This window comes from Pedobacter nototheniae (genome assembly GCF_004335085.1).
GTDB classification, from domain to species: domain Bacteria; phylum Bacteroidota; class Bacteroidia; order Sphingobacteriales; family Sphingobacteriaceae; genus Pedobacter; species Pedobacter nototheniae.
Genome location: NZ_RQRS01000032.1, coordinates 22,554 through 38,989 on the forward strand (window position 1 = coordinate 22,554; position 16,436 = coordinate 38,989).

The following is a 16,436-nucleotide window of genomic DNA, read 5'->3' on the forward strand; positions in this document are numbered from 1 at the left end:
CCAAGGCATAGTTTAGTTAGTTTGCTTGCACCATGGAAATTCAAAAATCAGCTATTTGATATTTACAAAACTGCCCAATTTGTACTCAAAATTGACAAAATTCTTCTTTGACAATTATTAACGAAAACATTTTTAGGAAGAAAATTGATAGCTAGAGATATAAATGTATTTTTAGCTGTCCCTATTCTTCATTATCACATGGTTAAAGAGCCACAAAACGATCTTTTTGATCTAGAACATTTTTTTGAATTATCTCCAGATTTGCTTTGCGTAGCAGGTTACGATGGATATTTTAAAAAGATTAACCCCGCAGTATCCAAAACACTAGGCTATACTAACGAGGAATTGTTTGCAGCACCCATAAATTCATTTGTTCATCCTGCGGATCGGGAACGTACAGCCCAAAAACGCGATGGATTAAGGAAAGGAGAAACGCTTATGCGTTTTGAAAACAGATACCTTACCAAAGATGGTACTGCAGTTTGGCTATCGTGGACATCCATACGAATTGAGCGTGATAAATTGGTTTTTGCCATTGCTAAGGATATAACATATAGAAAGCAGTTTGAAGAATTTGAACGTATATCTGCAATTTTGATGCGGTTAAATACAGAGCAAATTCAACGTTTTAAAATACAGACAGAAAATGGGGCTGAAGAAATAGCCGCAAACCATCAACCGTACAAAACTAAAACAGAACCATCTCACACAGATCAGGCCTGGCTTAATAAATTTGAAGCCATTGTAAGAAAAAATATAGGGAAAATTGATTTAAACCTAAGTTTCCTCAGTGCTGAGTTAGCACTAAGTGAACGCCAGTTATTTAGGCAGGTAAATAGGGTAATGGGCATTACACCTAATAATTTAATTAGAATAATTAGATTACAAATGGCTTGGGAAGCTATTGGATCAGGGAAGTACCGTACCATAACTGAAATCTCAAATATTGCAGGATACAGTTCAAGAGCATATTTTAAAAAACTTTTTGAACAAGTATATGGTATCAATGTGGCCGAACTTATTTAAAAGGTACGTAAGTAAATAAGTTTATTAATTTTATAAGTAAAATAAAAAAGGCTGCTCTAAATTGCAGCCTTAGTTTGAAGCGCTTTTTATAATAAATGCGGGAGAGAGATGATTTAACTTAAAATTTAAAAGAAAAGTTTGCTGCAAAGTTTCTGGTAAATTGTGGGTTTCCAACCAAATCCCAATATTCTACGTTGCTAATGTTATTTAGCTTAAAACCAAATTTCCATTTTTCTCTCTGGTAAGAAATAGCTGCATTAATAACGTGATAGGCAGGAATAGTATAAGTATTGCTGGCATTAAGGTAAGAATCGCCAACGTAATTGCCACCAAAACCCAAGGCAATGCCTTTAATATTTTGAAAGGGTAGTTGGTAATTTAGCCAATAGTTAACAATGCTTTTAGGTGCTTGTGTGGCTAATTTTCCTTCATAAACATCAGCCTTTACAAATTTATTTTCATTAAAACCATAACCTGCTACAATGTTTAAACCAGTAAATGGATTAGCGGTAAGTTCTATTTCTACTCCCTTGCTAACCTGCTTGCCATCTTGAAAGCTAAATTGAGCATTATCTATACGGAGGGCATTATCTATCTTAATATAATAGTAACTGATACTGCCACCAAGTTTACCACCAGGTAAATCAGCTTTTATACCACCCTCCATTTGATTGGCAAAAACTGGTTTTGGTTTAAAAAAACTACCATCTGGCTGCTCAACGGGACCTTGATTTTGGAAGCCATTCATAAAGTTGCCAAATAAAGATACCTGATCTTTTACCACTTGATAAACGATTCCTAGTTTGGGAGAAAGTGATGGTTGTACGAAACCGCCATCATAAGTTTGCTTAAAACGATCAAAACGTAAACTTACCATTGTTGATAAACGATCCGTCCATTTAATTACATCAGATGCATATAAACCAAAAGCATTTCCACCGTAAGCATCATTTGATGTGGGAATAGAATTATCAGCCAAAAGACCAGTAACCCTACTCAAACCAGTTTTTTGAAATGGTTTATTAATGTCTATTTGATCTAGAGGAATCTCTTTATCTGTAAGTGTTTCGTTATTAAATTCATAACTGACTCCAATTAATAGGTTGTGCTGAATTTTGCCAGTATTAAAGGTGCCATTAAAATTTTGCTGAATATTGCCATAGGTTCTTTCTCGTGGACCAAAATGAATAATTTTGGTAGATGCCGTGCTTGCATTAATCCACTCAACATAAGGTTGGTAGCTATGGTTTAGAAATTCATTTACATGTGATACACCTGTAGTTGATACCCAATTTTTACTGATTTGATATTTAGCCTGTCCGAAGTATTTTGTTGCCTCAGCATCACTCAGCAAATCATTTTGAAAAAAAGATTTCTTAAATCCCAACGGAATATCCTTCGTAGATTTAAAAGGAACTTCATCCCCAAAAAGTAAAGTGTAAGCTAAACGGTTTGCGGTACTATTAAAGTATTCGAAATCAAAAAGGAACGAAAGTCGATCACTTGCCTGATAAGAAATGCTAGGCGTAAACATATACCTTTTATTTTTACCATACTCGTTTGAACTGTTTTGCTGATGTTTTACCGCGTTGAATCTTAATAATACAGTTTTCTCCTTATTTAGAGGTGTATTTAAATCTATTGAAGCTCTGCTCAAGTCAAAGCTTCCCATGCTATAATCTATCTCCCCTCCAAAACCTGTGTAGGGTTTTTTCGTTACCAAATTTATGGCGCCACCAAAAGTAGATACTTGTGAACCAAATAGCGTACCCGATGGACCTTTTATCAGTTCTATCCGTTCTAGGTTTGCTATTTCAGTGCCTGATCTATATACTGAGGTAGACATCCCATTTCTGGCATAATCAAAATTGGTAAATCCTCTAAATAATACCGCAAAACTTCCGGTTACGTACTCTGTTGGTGCAACACCTGGCGCAGCCCTAAAAACCTCCTTTATGTCGGTCATTATTTGCTCTTTTATTAATGCCTTGCCCACTACATTATAAACCTGAGGATTTTCCAGGTTTTTTAATGGCATTCTAGCCACATAGTCTGTTTCTTTGCTTGCTAGCCTGCTATTGCTGTTAACTACTACCTCTTGCAATTGTCTGTTGTCTTCAGTTAGGGTAAAATTAACAACATTGGTTTCGCCTGCTATAACAGTTATTATACTTTTTTGAGTAGCAAGTCCGGTAAAGCTTGCCGTTAAGGTGTAAGTGCCAGCGGCAACCTTATTTATGGTGTAACGACCATCTTCGTCTACCACTCCATTTTTATTTGTCCCGCTCAGAACAATATTTACAAATTTAGCAGGTTTACCATCCGATGTGGTTACCGTGCCCTTAATCGTTCCTGTTTGCGCAAAGGCAGGCAGGAATGCGATCGATAATAATAAAGTAAGTAGTTTTAACATAGTATAGATTTTATTTAGACTTAATATAAATAAGCGCAAATATATAAACATTTAACTATCATCATATAAACAATTTATTACTTGTATCATGTTAAATTAGAGTTGGTTTGGCAAATTATAACCCCATAGGTGAGAGCAGCAGGAAAATATGGCGACCAAGATATTTATGGTGTCTATAATTCACTATTGTTTAAGTGTTCTGATTTTTAAACAATGAATCTTAACAAAACTTTAATACAAAACGATCATATTTTTTATATACAAAGTTTAGTTTTGCTAAACAATATGAAATCCAAGGAATGTAAATCTATTCAATTTTAAACCTGGTTTAGTGATGCTAAACCAATCAAACTATTAAAAAGATGAAAGTAAAATTATTTCTAATTTTTTTTATCTGCGCCAAAATGTTAAGTGCGCAAGAAACTAAAACAAAAAACATTGTATTCATTTCCATCGATGGTTATCGCTGGCAGGAAATTTTTAAAGGAGCTGATTCTTCTCTGTTAAAAAATAAAAGGTATCGTAAGCAAGATTCGGTTACAGCCTTTAAAAAATTTTGGGGAGCAGATGAAAAGGAACGTCGTGAGAAATTAATGCCATTTTTTTGGAACACTATTGCTAAAAACGGACAATTATACGGTAACCGTGATTTAGGAAATATGGTTAATTTAAGGAACAAATATTGGTTTTCTTATCCGGGTAGAAGCGAGACAATAACGGGTTATTATGACGAGAAAATTAACTCAAACGATTATCCTAATAATCCTAATGAAAATGTATTAGAGTTTATCAATAAGCAAAAAGGATTTACAGGAAAGGTAGTAACATTTGCTGGCTGGGCACCTGTATCAAAAATCGTTAACCGTGATCGAAACCATATGCCTTTAATCAACCCATTTGAAAAGGTTGAGGGTGGTAAGTTAACTGAAGCGCAGGTATTAGCCAACGAATTACAGAACTATATTCCCAATTATTTTGGAACTTCAGTACGTTGGGATATGGGAACCTTTGCAATAGCTAAAACATATATTGCAGCAAACCATCCAAGGTTATGTTATATAGATTTTGTAGATCCTGATGATTTGGGGCATGCAGGGCAATATGATTATTATTTGGATGCCGCTAGCTATTTGGATGCTATGATTGCGAGTTTATGGAAATCTATGCAAGCCGACCCATTTTATAAGGATAATACCACTTTTATTATTTGCCCAGATCATGGCCGAGGGATAGACGCAAAATGGACTGGACACGGTTCTTCTGCTGAACATTCTAATGAAACTTGGCTTGCAGTGATTGGTCCGGATAGCAAAAACCTGGGAGAAGTAAAAACTGCAACTCAAATTTATCAGGATCAAATAGCACAAACGCTAGCTAAACTTTTAGGTTTTACCTTTAAAGCAAATCATCCGGTAGGTAAAGAGATTGAATCTGTTTTAAATAAATAATATTAATGTTAATAATTGATTAACCAGCATTTTAAAGATGCTGGTTTTTTTGCGTTTAAGGGTTCTCGGTGTGTAGGTGGTTTACAAATGCTTAACAGAAGTTTAGTAATGTGTTAATAAACAAAGTTTAGTTTTGCTAAACAAAATCATTAACTAATTATGAAGCGATTAAAAGTTTTGGGTAGAGTACTCATAGCGGTATTCCTCCTTTTTTTTTCAAATAATACATATGCCCAAAGCCGATTAACAGGAAGGGTTACAGATGCTGGAGGCGCTGTTCCTGGTGCAACAGTAACTAATAAGGCAAACGGCAAAAGTACTTCAACAGATCTTAATGGCGGTTTCTTTATAACCGGAAACAACGGCGATATGCTCGAGTTCAAATCCATTGGTTATCAACCTAAGCAGTTTAAAGTTGTAAATAACTTGCCAATAAACGTTACGCTCGAAACAGATAGCAAAACCCTTAGTGATGTTGTAGTAACCGCACTAGGTATTAAAAAAGAAAAAAAGGCAGTTGGTTATGCAATTCAAGAAGTTAAAGGAAATGATCTTGTAAAAGCTAGAGAGCCAAACGGTATCAATTCATTAACGGGTAAGGTAGCAGGATTAACAATTACACCAAGTGCCAATTTATTTGGCGATCCTGGGATTTACTTAAGGGGCCAATCTGGTGTGTTAATCGTTGTTGATGGCGTTCCCGTTAGCTCAGATTCCTGGAACTTAAGTCCTGATGATATAGAAACTTATTCTGTACTAAAAGGAGCAAATGCCGCCGCATTGTACGGAAGTAGAGGACAGCGTGGTGCCATATTAATTACTACAAAAAAAGGAGGTTCTATTGATAAGGGTTTTACAGTTGAGTTTAACTCGAGTACACAATTGCAAACGGGCTATAATGCCATTCCTGATTATCAAACTTCTTACGGTGCCGGAGATAATTTTAAATACGCATTTAAGGATGGTAAAGGCGGTGGTATTAACGATAATGATTATTTCGTTTGGGGGCCACGCTTCGAAGGGCAATTGATTACCCAATATAACAGCCCGATTGATCCCGTTACAAAAGCTTTAGTGCCTATTCCATGGCTTGCAAGAGGTAAGGATAACCTGAAAAATTTTCTTAGAGATGGTCTTTTAAGCACCAATAATGTTGCCATATCTACTAAAAGTGAAGTTGGTGATATGCGTTTATCAATTTCTCAAATGTTTCAAAAAGGTACTGTTCCGAATACTAAGCTAGGAAGTACAAATTTTAACTTCTCTGGCGGACTTAATGCCGGAAAAAAAGTAAGGTTTGAAACCAATATTAATTACAATAGACAAATTACACCAAACTATCCTGATGCCAATTACGGTCCAAATAGTTATGTATACCTAATGAATATTTGGGGAGGAGCAGATTACGATGTTTTGGATTTGAAAAATTATTGGAAACCGGGGCAAGAGGGTATTCAGCAATATAATAGAGAATATACCATTTATAATAACCCTTATTTTACAGCATATGAAAACCTGCACGGATACCAAAAAGATGATCTTTACGGGCATGTTTTAATGAGGTACAACATTACTCAAAAGCTAAACTTCAACTTACGTACCAACGTAAGCACTTGGAATCGTACCCGAACCAAACAAATTCCGGTGTCAGGAAACTTTTATAACGATGGCGTAAACCAAGTAGGAGGCTATCAAGAAGTTTACGATAAGTTTTGGGAAAATAATACCGAAGGATCGTTCAGCTACACAGATCAGTTTAAAGATTTTGGATTTAAATCTTCAGTTTTCGCAAACCTGAGGTCGGTAAAAGTTAGCTCATTAAGTGCAAGCACAAATGGAGGTTTAATTGTTCCTGGCGTTTATGATCTTTCCAATACTGTGTTACCATCGGTACCAGTAAATGATTACGGACAAAGGCAGGTGGCTAGTGCATATGGATTAATAGATTTGGATTATAAAAACTATATCTTTTTAAATTTAACAGGCAGGTACGATAAGTCTACTACTTTGCCAACAAAGCACAATACTTATTTCTATCCATCAGCATCTTTAAGTGCAGTAATTTCACAAATGCTTATCCTGCCTAAAGCAATTTCGTTTTTAAAAATTAGAGGGTCTTATGCCAACGTAGCGTCTGATTTGGTTAATGAAAATGCCCAATACGACATTTACAAGCTTAATTCTACCTACACACCATATTCTACACGATGGAACAACAATACTGGTGTAAGTTATAGTGGTGTATTAACAAATCCAGATATTTTGGCGGCGAGAGTAAAAACCACTGAGGTTGGTTTAGAAGCTAGGTTTTTAAATAACAGAATAGGTTTTGATGCTGCGGCATTCTACAATATCGAAGGACCAGGCATTGTTAATTTAGAGGTAAGCCCAACTTCTGGTGTAACCTCTACACAAAAGAATGCTTTTACATATGTGAGAAAAGGTTTGGAATTAACTGTAGATGGCAGCCCAATAAAATCAACTAATTTCATGTGGAATATTGTGGCAAACTGGTCAACATCTCACCGTTGGTTAAATAAAATTGATGGCGTACTGCAACGCGATGGCTTAATTAAAGTTGGCGATAGAGCAGATGGTTATTTTATTACCGACTTTCAAAGAGATGCCAACGGAAAAATGATTGTTGGTACCAATGGTCTTCCAGCCTTAAACCCTTATAAAAGTTTAGCGGGCTATAGCGATAATGATTTTGTTGCAGGTATTAACAACTCTTTTAAATATAAAAATATTGGATTGAGCTTTCAAGTTGATGGAAGATTTGGTGGAAAAATTGCCAACGCTGTTGATGATTCGCAATGGAACTCAGGTACTGCGCCAGCATCTGATAGCCCTTACCGTTTACTGGATTGGGAAAACAGAGCTAATGCCGCCTGGAAAGGGAGCGTAATGACGGATGGTTTAAAGATTGTTAGCGGCGCTTTAAATACCGATCAAGATGGAAACATCATTTCTGATACTAGGGTGTTTGCACCAAATGACGTTCGGGTTTTATACCAAACGTGGGCCAGAAATTTCAATCGATCCAACTACGAGCTTATGCGCAGCAGAACTTTTGTAAAGTTAAGAGAGGTTGTGCTTACCTATACCTTCCCTAAATCATTTTTAGAACGCTCTAAAATAATTAATGCAGCAAGTGTTTCCGTTGTGGGTAGAAACTTACTTTATTTTACTGGTAAAGGCACTCGTAACATGGATCTTGACCAATTTATTGCTGGAGCAGGATTACAAACTCCATCAGTTAAAAGCTTTGGCTTAAACTTAAACATCACTTTCTAAAATATAGTGTTATGAAAACTAAAATACATTCCATCCTTGTGTTGTGCCTGGTTATTACTATCTCGGCATGTAAAAAAACTGAGGAACTACAAAAAGATCCAGCAGCAATATTGAATGCCGCTCCAAAACTAATTTTTACGGGGCTTTTACTTAACAGTTCACAAGCACCATGGTCTACAGATCAACGCCATAACCAGTTTATGGTAATGAATGAAGCTTATTATGGCAATCAATCTTACAACTGGACTACCGCAGATTACAGCGCATATACGCAATTGAGAAATGTGCAGCAGATGGAAATAGAATCTAAAAAAGTTGGCGATCCTGCTAAGGCTTATCTAGCACTTGCAAAATTCTTTAGGGCTTATTTTTTTGTTTCTACAACAGAAATGTTTGGCGATATACCAATGAGTGATGCATTAAAAGGAGCAAGCAACGGTAACTTTTCTCCAAAATACGATACACAAAAGGATGTTTATGCGCAATCTTTAAAATTATTAGAGGATGCAAACACAGATCTTACCCCGCTTGTTGCAGCGCAAGTAAAGGTAGATGGAGATTTCTTTTACAATGGCGATTTAGCTAAATGGCAAAAATTGGTTAATTCTTTTCGTTTAAGAGTGCTGGTATCCCTAAGTAAGCGTGCCGATGATACACCTGAACTTAATATAAAGGAACAATTTTTAGCCATTGTTTCCAATCCTGCAAAATACCCGCTGATTTTGACCAATGCAGATAATTTTCAATTGGTTTATAATACTTCTAATGTTTCAAATAACTACCCGCTTTGGCCATCAAATGGTGTAGTATTAAAGAACGACCTTAGAAATAACTTGGGTGCAACCTATATGAATATTCTGACAGCAACAAATGATCCCAGAGTATTTGTTGTGGCTTTACCAACAGATTCTGCCAGGTTGAGTGGAGATGCAAATTACGCAACTAAGTTTACTTCTTTTAAGGGAGGTAAAACCGGAGAGCTGCAAACTACATTAAAGGATCAGGCTATTGCGGGTAAATTAAGTATGATCAATTTTGATTATTGGCTTTCTTCGCCTTCAGGTGTGCCATGTGTACAGCTGGGCGCTGCAGAAACTAACTTAAATATTGCAGAAGGAATTAATCGCGGTTGGGCACCAGCTAATGCCGCAAACTATTATGAGCAAGGCATTAGTGAATCAATCAAGTTTTACGGAATTACAAATGCCGCAACAATCTCCGCCTTTTTAACTAAAAATGCTTATGCAGGAAATAATAGTACAGGTTTGAATCAAATTCTGGAGCAGAAATATGTATCGTTTTTTCAAAATTCTGGCCGTCAGGCTTACTATAGCTATAGAAGAACCGGCGTTCCAAAATTTGATATAGGTGCAGCAAATGCCAATAATAACCTTATTCCAACCCGTTGGGCTTACCCAACAAGTGAGTATACCGTTAATACCATAAACCTGAAAGAGGCATTGCAAAGACAGTTTTCTGGTGCAGATACTCAAAACGGTGTAACCTGGGCAATTAAATAATATGGAAGATTTAAAAAGAAGAGGTTTCCTTAAACAAGGTCTAATCCTTGCAGGAGCAGCAAGTTTATCAACAACACCATTAAAATCCATAGCCAATGAAGATCATAGGTATGCATCGGAAAAAATATTAAGTTTTGGTTTGATTACAGATCTCCACCATGATTTAATTAAAGATGGACAGGCTAGGGTAGAGGCTTTTGTAACTGAAATGAACAAAACTAAACCAGATTTTATTATGCAGATGGGCGATTTCTGTACGCCAAAACCTGGTAATAAGACATTAATGCAAGTTTGGGAAAAGTTTAACGGTCCAAAATATCATGTAATTGGTAATCATGATGTGGACGGTGGATTTAATCACCAACAAGTGGTAGAATTTTGGAATGCCGTTGGGTTATATTATTCATTTGATCTTAAAGGGTATCATTTTATAGTGCTAAATGGTAATGAGCGACCAGAAAATGATACTTCAAAAGGTTACCCACGGTCAATTTCAGAAACCCAATACAACTGGTTGGCTGATGATCTTCAAAAAACGAAACTGCCAATCCTAATTTTTTGCCACCAGGGTATAGATAATGATCTCGATGGGATAAAAGAAGGTGCAATGTTGAGACTACTATTTGAGCGGAACAATAAAAAAGTTCGATCAGGAAAAATTTTAGCTGTTTTTAGTGGTCATAACCATGAAGATTATCATAACAATTATAACGGTGTAAATTATATTCAGATTAACAGTGCTGCATATCAATTCGGCAGAAAGGGCAAAAGTTATGAGTTTGCGCACACCAAAGAGCCACTGTGGGCGGTAATTAATCTTCACGCAAATGGCGAGATCACCATTAAAGGAAAAAGCTCAACCTATTTAGATGGAAGTACAGAGTACGCCGGGTCAGATTATAAGGGCTATCCAACAGTACCGATCATTTCCGATAGAGTAATTAAACCAAAAATTTAAAATAAAATTAACATTCAGGCCATACAATATGCATCAGTTTACACCTGTAGCATTATTGATTAATCGCACCGAAAATAAATCTATAAAGGCATGGAGCTATTAAAATTAGGAAAGCAAAAAATAGCTAAATGGCCACCATTGGCGGTTACATTACTAGCATCACTTGCGGCGTTTAGCTGTTATACCAGTATGTATGCTTTTAGAAAAGCCTTTGCCGCCGGAACATTTGAACATCAACATTTTTTGGGTATTGATTATAAAGTTTGGCTCGTAATAGCACAAATGATGGGCTATACCTTAAGTAAGTTTTACGGAATTAAGTTTATTGCTGAGGTATCAGGAAAAAACAGAGCAAAAAATCTCCTTAAACTTATTTTACTTGCATGGTTAGCATTATTGGGTTTTGCTCTGGTACCAGCCCCATATAATATTATTTTTCTTTTTATAAATGGTTTCCCTCTGGGAATGATCTGGGGGCTGGTATTTAGCTACCTGGAAGGGAGAAAAACAACAGAGTTTATGGGAGCAATATTATCCATCAGTTTGATTTTTGCCTCCGGTTTTGTGAAAACTATAGGTAGAACCTTAATGGAAATTTTGCCCATTGGAGAATATTGGATGCCATTTATAACTGGTTTGGTGTTTCTTTTACCTTTTTTATTAAGTGTTTATGGCTTAGAATTAATTCCTGCACCAAGTGAGGAAGATCAAAGATTAAGAACCAAAAGAATTCCGATGAATGCAAGTCAAAGAAAAGCCTTTGTAACCAGTTTCCTTCCCGGAATTATTTTTACTTTAATCGTTTACATGCTCTTAACCATTTTAAGAGATATGAGAGATAACTTTGAGGTTGAAATTTGGGCAAACCTAAACATTCACGATAATCATATCTATACCAAAACAGATACAGTAGTTTCATTGGCTGTATTGGTTATTATGAGCTTATTAATACTGATTAGAAACAACCTAAAAGCTTTCATCGTAATCCATATAATTATTATTAGTGGCTTTTTACTCGCCGCATTGGCTACCATCGGGTTTGATCTACATTTAATTGGTCCCATTGCCTGGATGAGCATCGTTGGCTTAGGTTTATATATGGCATATATCCCTTACAATGCCATTTTTTATGAACGAATGATTGCTAATTTTCACTTCGCCGGTAATATTGGTTTTATCGTTTACCTATCAGATTCTATGGGTTATTTAGGAAGTGCATCAGTATTAATTTATAGAGAATTTGGTACTGCAGATATCAGCTGGGGGCTTTTCTTTAAACATACCGTATATATTGTATCCCTTGTGGGTGGCATTTTTTCAATTGCCTCATTAATCTATTTTAAAAGAAAAACATTTATTTATAATAGATATAACACAACTTTGCCTAAAAAAGCAGATGACGAACTTTTACAAGAAATTAATCCATCTGTTGATGCCAATAAAATAATATTAAAATATGAATAAAGATAAATACAACCTTATCGTAGTGTTATTATTTAATCCCTAATTGATAAAAAATATAGGCCAGTAACAATAAAATTAGTCTAAACGATACCGCTCCAAGCACACAGCAAATTATTGCCTTAACATAATTTATTAACTTTTTTTCGCCGAAAAATTGCCCTATAGACCAGAATATATAAAGGTAGGAGGCAAAAACACCTAGTGGGGCAATAGTTTTAGTTTTAAACAAGATAGAAACTAAAGCAAATAAACTGATAATTAAAAGCCCTTGACCAACCGAATAGCACAATAAAATTGTAATTTCATAAACGTTGTATTTATGCTTTTTAAAAAATAATGTAATCCATAAAGCAATAAAAAAACCAATAATAAGTGAGGTATAACCGATATGATTATTTGTCCAATCACTAATTGCTTGCTTTTCTAAAAATTGATCTAAGTTTCCAACTTTTTGATTTAATGAAAAGAAAATATATTCGATATGGAAAAAGTGGAAAAGAAGTGTAAATATGGTGCCCGAAAATATTAAGAAAATTAAAGGCTTTGTAATTTTACTTCTATCCTCAAAAATAAAACGTCTAACTAATTTCCCTGGTCTTAGAAATAATTCTTTTACGGTAAATAAAAAACCACTTTCAAGGTGTAAAAGGTGTTGTATTTCGTGAATTATATACGATGAATTAATTCGTTTTAATTTTTGATTTTCGTCTTTAGGATCAATCCCATTCATGTAATTATCAGCTTATATTGTTTTATAATCTCTGCCAAACCTCATTATATACAGCTCTTTTTAATAAGTAAGTATATTATAGATTTTACCGCTATAGTTAAAATGGTTTAAGCACTCATTACGAAAGTAGATCTTCAAATTGAGGAGTAGCATGATTGTTAATTTAATGCGCCAAGATATTAATTTTCATTGAAAAAGGAATATGCAATACACATCAATTAATATAGATAAAGGGTAATACCTGTAGTTTAAATTATTTAGGAGGCATTTTTTTTAGTATGCTTTTTATTTATAAAGGTCTGCTTTGTAATATGTATATAGAACGCCACCACCATCTCCCGATTTAGTTTCTTCGTAAGTTTTTAAAGCTATTGTTTTGTCGCTCACCCAAGTTAAATCCTCAATAGACCAATTCTTTGTATAAAACTTAAAAGCAGGTTTTATTCCCTTCAACCCAGTTCCTGTGCTTACCTTAAAAACAAATATTTCTGCTCTATTTTCATAATAGTTACTATAATCGGGTCCATCATAAGATGAACAAACTAGCAGTTTATTGCATGTTGGCGAAAGTAACATCGCTAATATTCCAGCGTCGTAATTTGATGGAATTAGCATTTTTCTGTTAGTCGTTTTTTCTGAAAGGTACGTTTCGCAAATTTTATCACAATGGCGACTTACATACAGGTTTGATCCACTAATAAAGTTTCCTGAATCTAAAACGCATCCGGTTTTATACTTCTGTTTGTAGGTTTGAAACTCATGCTTAGAAATTTTAGTAAAATGCAGTTTCAAATCACTATACAAAGAGTCACTGTAGAATATTAAAGAATCGCTTATTATTTTTCTTGCTGTTTTATCATTCTTCTCCCACTTTAAGTTGTTAGAAACAGCCTGAACAGGATCTACTTTTGGAATACCAGCTGTCGAAATGTTTTGATTACAAGCAATCAGCAATAATATTAACGTCAATATATAAAATGTCCGTATCACGGTTGTTATTTCTATTTCTTTGTCAGGTTATATCTTAAATGTGTTGTCAAGTCAGATGGTATCACCTCTACAATTTTAACATCATACTTATCTTTATCAATACCATCAAATAATCGAATACCACTACCTAGAAATACGGGAGCAATGTGAATGAAAAATTCATCAACAAGGCCTGCATTTAAAAATTGTTGAATAGTGTTTGCACCACCTTGTATTCTTATGTCCTTTCCCTTTGCCGATTGTTTTGCTTTTTCTAATGCACTTTCTATTCCGTCATTAACAAAATAAAAAGTTGTTGTTCCCTCTTGCACCCAAGGCGCACGCTTTTCGTGTGTTAATACGTAAACATCTGCTTTATATAGGTCATTTGGCCAACTTTCTTCACCTTCCTCAAACATACGTTTTCCCATAATAAATGCGCCCGTTCGTTCAATGGTCTCTCTAATAAATTTTCCATCAGGACCATCTTCTTTACCTCCATCGAATCCTAAATATTCCCAAAAAGCTTTTTGATTAAACATCCAAGAGTGAATTTGCCCCGAAACACCACCCATTGGGTTTTTGGGACTTCTATTATCTCCTGCAAAAAAACCATCAAGAGATATTCCGCTGTCAAAAATTATTCTGCTCATATTTTCCTTTTTATTTGTTGTTAAGTCTTTTTCCTTCAGCTGTATTAGATGTTAGCTTTTTCAGTCCATCTCGCATTATTGATTAAGCTAGATTTTCAAATCCAGAAATGCTTATGCGTTTACTTATTTATGGGTTCAGAGAGCCCTTTTTATCGTTAGTTCGAGATGCCTGCGGAACATCTCGAACAGCTGAATTTTCAAACCCACCCTGTTACTTGTTGGTGTTTTCATTTTTTCAATATGTATGGTGATTTAATGTGGTAGTCTAACGGTCTATCTGATTGCCATTTTAACGGATAAATGTCGTCTTGGCTAACTTTTAGTTTTGTCAAAAGTTCAGGCTCTTCAATATTATACCAATCATCACCAATACTTAAATAAATACTGTCTTTGCTGACAAAGTCGAACGTAGTTGTGTCAACGTAAAAACTTGCTCTGTATTCTTGTCCATTTTTAAATGTAATAGTTCCACCAGTTTTATATTTTCTTCCGTCAAGTGCGATTTTATAGTTTCTCCAATACGTCCCACTACAAGGTCCGACAATAACCCACACATCATCCTTTCCACAGAATGAAATTGGTAAATCTTCTAAGTCTTTCTTCGTAAACGGCATTTGTCTAATTAGTTTCTTTAGTAAAAATTTCAAAGCAGGTGTCTGATAACTCATAGTATCTTTTTGGTGCTTAGCAAGCTGTTTGAGATGTTAGCCTTTTCAGCGCATCTCTTACTATTGATAATGCTGGGTTTCAAATCCAGAAATCCTTATGCGTTTACTTATTTATGGGTTCAGAGAACCCTTTTTATCGTTAGTTCGAGATGCCCTGTGGAACATCTCGAACAGCTGAATTTACTTGCATAAATTACTCACAGTACTAAATTAAGTAAATAACTTCAAATTCTCGAGTTCGCATTCTTGCGGAGGCTTAGCTTAAACCTGTTGTTATCTGACGTCCAGCTGTTCGAGATGTTAGCTTTTCAGCGCATCTCGTACTATTGATAAAGCAGGATTTTCAAATCATGAAGGCCATTTATAGTTTTACCTATTTACGGGTTCAGAGAACCCTTTTTATTGCTAATTCGAGATGCCTGCGGAACATCTCGAACAGCTGGACAGCTGGTCTAACGTTTATTTTTGTTTTAATAATGCTCTAACTCCTGGATTTATAGCATTCCGGTCAATTTTATCAGTTAGTTTCAAATATTTTAAAGCACTATCTTTTTGAGTAAAATGACAATATGCTGATGTGAGTTGCGATAGAATGCGAGGATTGTTTTTATCTAAAGAATAAGCCTTTTTCAAAGCTTGGACAGCTTTATCAAGCGTTTCAGATTTTTGGTTTGAAACAAATAATTGACCATAACTGGAGGCAAGTGATTCGTACACTTTAGGATTGTTAGGTTTAAGTTTTAGAGATTTCTCAAAGTGAGAAATAGAAGCTTGAAATTCATTTTGTCGTCCTAAAAGATTTCCGAAACCCCAATATACATCGGCATTCAAACTATCCAAAAGCCAAGCTTGATTGAAACGTTTCATTGATGTTTCTAAGTCGTTTTTATAAAAATAGTCCCAACCTAATTGAGTGTAGGAAGATGAAGCCGTTTTTCTGTCTTTAAATTTTGAGTCAGCAACTGCGAAAAATTCTTTGTCGGTTTTTAACTGCTGTTCACACTTTGCTATATTACCATACATCGGTAGTAAATTGATGCCTTCTTTGCAATCTTGTGCTGATGAACATCCGATAAAACTTAAGCAAATAAAAGTTAGTAATAATTTGTTCATATTGGTAGGTCGTTTTTTGTTAAATGTTAGGTAATTCCTAAATATATTATGCAACTACCAATTCACAACATTTTAATTGTAGTTCATTGGAGCATTTTATTCAAGTTAATAGTTATGTATTTTGGGTAGTCCTTATTCGTATTTAAATTTTTATAAGCTTTTAAATACGAATAAATT

General features: G+C 35.0%; 12 protein-coding genes. 6 read left to right on the top strand and 6 right to left on the bottom strand.

From position 1 onward, the window contains the following. Positions 1-198: 198 nt before the first annotated feature. Positions 199-1,026: a PAS domain S-box protein gene (locus EHC72_RS20900; RefSeq protein WP_131539669.1), complete on the top strand. Its 828-nt coding sequence runs from the start codon at positions 199-201 to the stop codon at positions 1,024-1,026. A gap of 118 nt (positions 1,027-1,144) precedes the next feature. On the opposite strand, the gene EHC72_RS20905 is transcribed toward EHC72_RS20900, so the two are convergent. Further along, positions 1,145-3,439 (bottom strand): TonB-dependent receptor, encoded by a 2,295-nt coding sequence (locus EHC72_RS20905; protein ID WP_131539670.1) that lies wholly within the window; start codon positions 3,437-3,439, stop codon positions 1,145-1,147. Between the two features lie 362 nt (positions 3,440-3,801). On the opposite strand from EHC72_RS20905, the gene EHC72_RS20910 reads away from it, so the two are divergent. From EHC72_RS20910 to EHC72_RS20930, 5 genes are all read left to right on the top strand, one after another. Then, on the top strand, positions 3,802-4,887 hold the full coding sequence (locus EHC72_RS20910; protein ID WP_131539671.1) for an alkaline phosphatase family protein: 1,086 nt from the start codon (positions 3,802-3,804) through the stop codon (positions 4,885-4,887). 159 nt (positions 4,888-5,046) lie between these two features. Then, entirely contained in the window at positions 5,047-8,184 is a 3,138-nt protein-coding gene (locus EHC72_RS20915; protein ID WP_131539672.1) for a SusC/RagA family TonB-linked outer membrane protein, read from the top strand. 11 nt (positions 8,185-8,195) lie between these two features. Continuing rightward, entirely contained in the window at positions 8,196-9,704 is a 1,509-nt protein-coding gene (locus EHC72_RS20920; RefSeq protein ID WP_131539673.1) for a SusD/RagB family nutrient-binding outer membrane lipoprotein, read from the top strand. 1 nt (position 9,705) lies between these two features. Continuing rightward, entirely contained in the window at positions 9,706-10,662 is a 957-nt protein-coding gene (locus EHC72_RS20925; RefSeq protein WP_131539674.1) for a metallophosphoesterase family protein, read from the top strand. 90 nt (positions 10,663-10,752) lie between these two features. Beyond that, on the top strand, positions 10,753-12,126 hold the full coding sequence (locus EHC72_RS20930; RefSeq protein ID WP_211660342.1) for a DUF5690 family protein: 1,374 nt from the start codon (positions 10,753-10,755) through the stop codon (positions 12,124-12,126). 28 nt (positions 12,127-12,154) lie between these two features. Here EHC72_RS20930 and EHC72_RS20935 read toward each other — a convergent pair whose 3' ends face one another. The 5 genes from EHC72_RS20935 to EHC72_RS20955 form a co-directional block, all read right to left on the bottom strand. After that, a complete protein-coding gene (locus EHC72_RS20935) occupies positions 12,155-12,856 on the bottom strand; it encodes a DUF3667 domain-containing protein (RefSeq protein ID WP_131539675.1) in 702 nt (233 codons plus the stop codon). A gap of 285 nt (positions 12,857-13,141) precedes the next feature. Then, positions 13,142-13,825, bottom strand: coding sequence for a hypothetical protein (locus tag EHC72_RS20940; protein ID WP_246029473.1), 684 nt, complete (start codon positions 13,823-13,825; stop codon positions 13,142-13,144). 32 nt (positions 13,826-13,857) lie between these two features. Further along, on the bottom strand, positions 13,858-14,478 hold the full coding sequence (locus tag EHC72_RS20945) for a dihydrofolate reductase family protein (RefSeq protein WP_131539677.1): 621 nt from the start codon (positions 14,476-14,478) through the stop codon (positions 13,858-13,860). A gap of 227 nt (positions 14,479-14,705) precedes the next feature. Next, the gene (locus EHC72_RS20950) at positions 14,706-15,146 is read right to left on the bottom strand and encodes a hypothetical protein (protein ID WP_131539678.1); all 441 of its coding nucleotides are present in this window, start codon (positions 15,144-15,146) and stop codon (positions 14,706-14,708) included. Between the two features lie 459 nt (positions 15,147-15,605). Beyond that, on the bottom strand, positions 15,606-16,259 hold the full coding sequence (locus EHC72_RS20955) for a tetratricopeptide repeat protein (RefSeq protein ID WP_131539679.1): 654 nt from the start codon (positions 16,257-16,259) through the stop codon (positions 15,606-15,608). Positions 16,260-16,436: the final 177 nt, after the last annotated feature.

Coding starts and splice junctions, on each gene's coding strand:
- EHC72_RS20900 (WP_131539669.1), top strand. CDS start 199: ATGGTTAAAGAGCCACAAAACGATCTTTTTGATCTAGAACATTTTTTT.
- EHC72_RS20905 (WP_131539670.1), bottom strand. CDS start 3,439: ATGTTAAAACTACTTACTTTATTATTATCGATCGCATTCCTGCCTGCC.
- EHC72_RS20910 (WP_131539671.1), top strand. CDS start 3,802: ATGAAAGTAAAATTATTTCTAATTTTTTTTATCTGCGCCAAAATGTTA.
- EHC72_RS20915 (WP_131539672.1), top strand. CDS start 5,047: ATGAAGCGATTAAAAGTTTTGGGTAGAGTACTCATAGCGGTATTCCTC.
- EHC72_RS20920 (WP_131539673.1), top strand. CDS start 8,196: ATGAAAACTAAAATACATTCCATCCTTGTGTTGTGCCTGGTTATTACT.
- EHC72_RS20925 (WP_131539674.1), top strand. CDS start 9,706: ATGGAAGATTTAAAAAGAAGAGGTTTCCTTAAACAAGGTCTAATCCTT.
- EHC72_RS20930 (WP_211660342.1), top strand. CDS start 10,753: ATGGAGCTATTAAAATTAGGAAAGCAAAAAATAGCTAAATGGCCACCA.
- EHC72_RS20935 (WP_131539675.1), bottom strand. CDS start 12,856: ATGAATGGGATTGATCCTAAAGACGAAAATCAAAAATTAAAACGAATT.
- EHC72_RS20945 (WP_131539677.1), bottom strand. CDS start 14,478: ATGAGCAGAATAATTTTTGACAGCGGAATATCTCTTGATGGTTTTTTT.
- EHC72_RS20950 (WP_131539678.1), bottom strand. CDS start 15,146: ATGAGTTATCAGACACCTGCTTTGAAATTTTTACTAAAGAAACTAATT.
- EHC72_RS20955 (WP_131539679.1), bottom strand. CDS start 16,259: ATGAACAAATTATTACTAACTTTTATTTGCTTAAGTTTTATCGGATGT.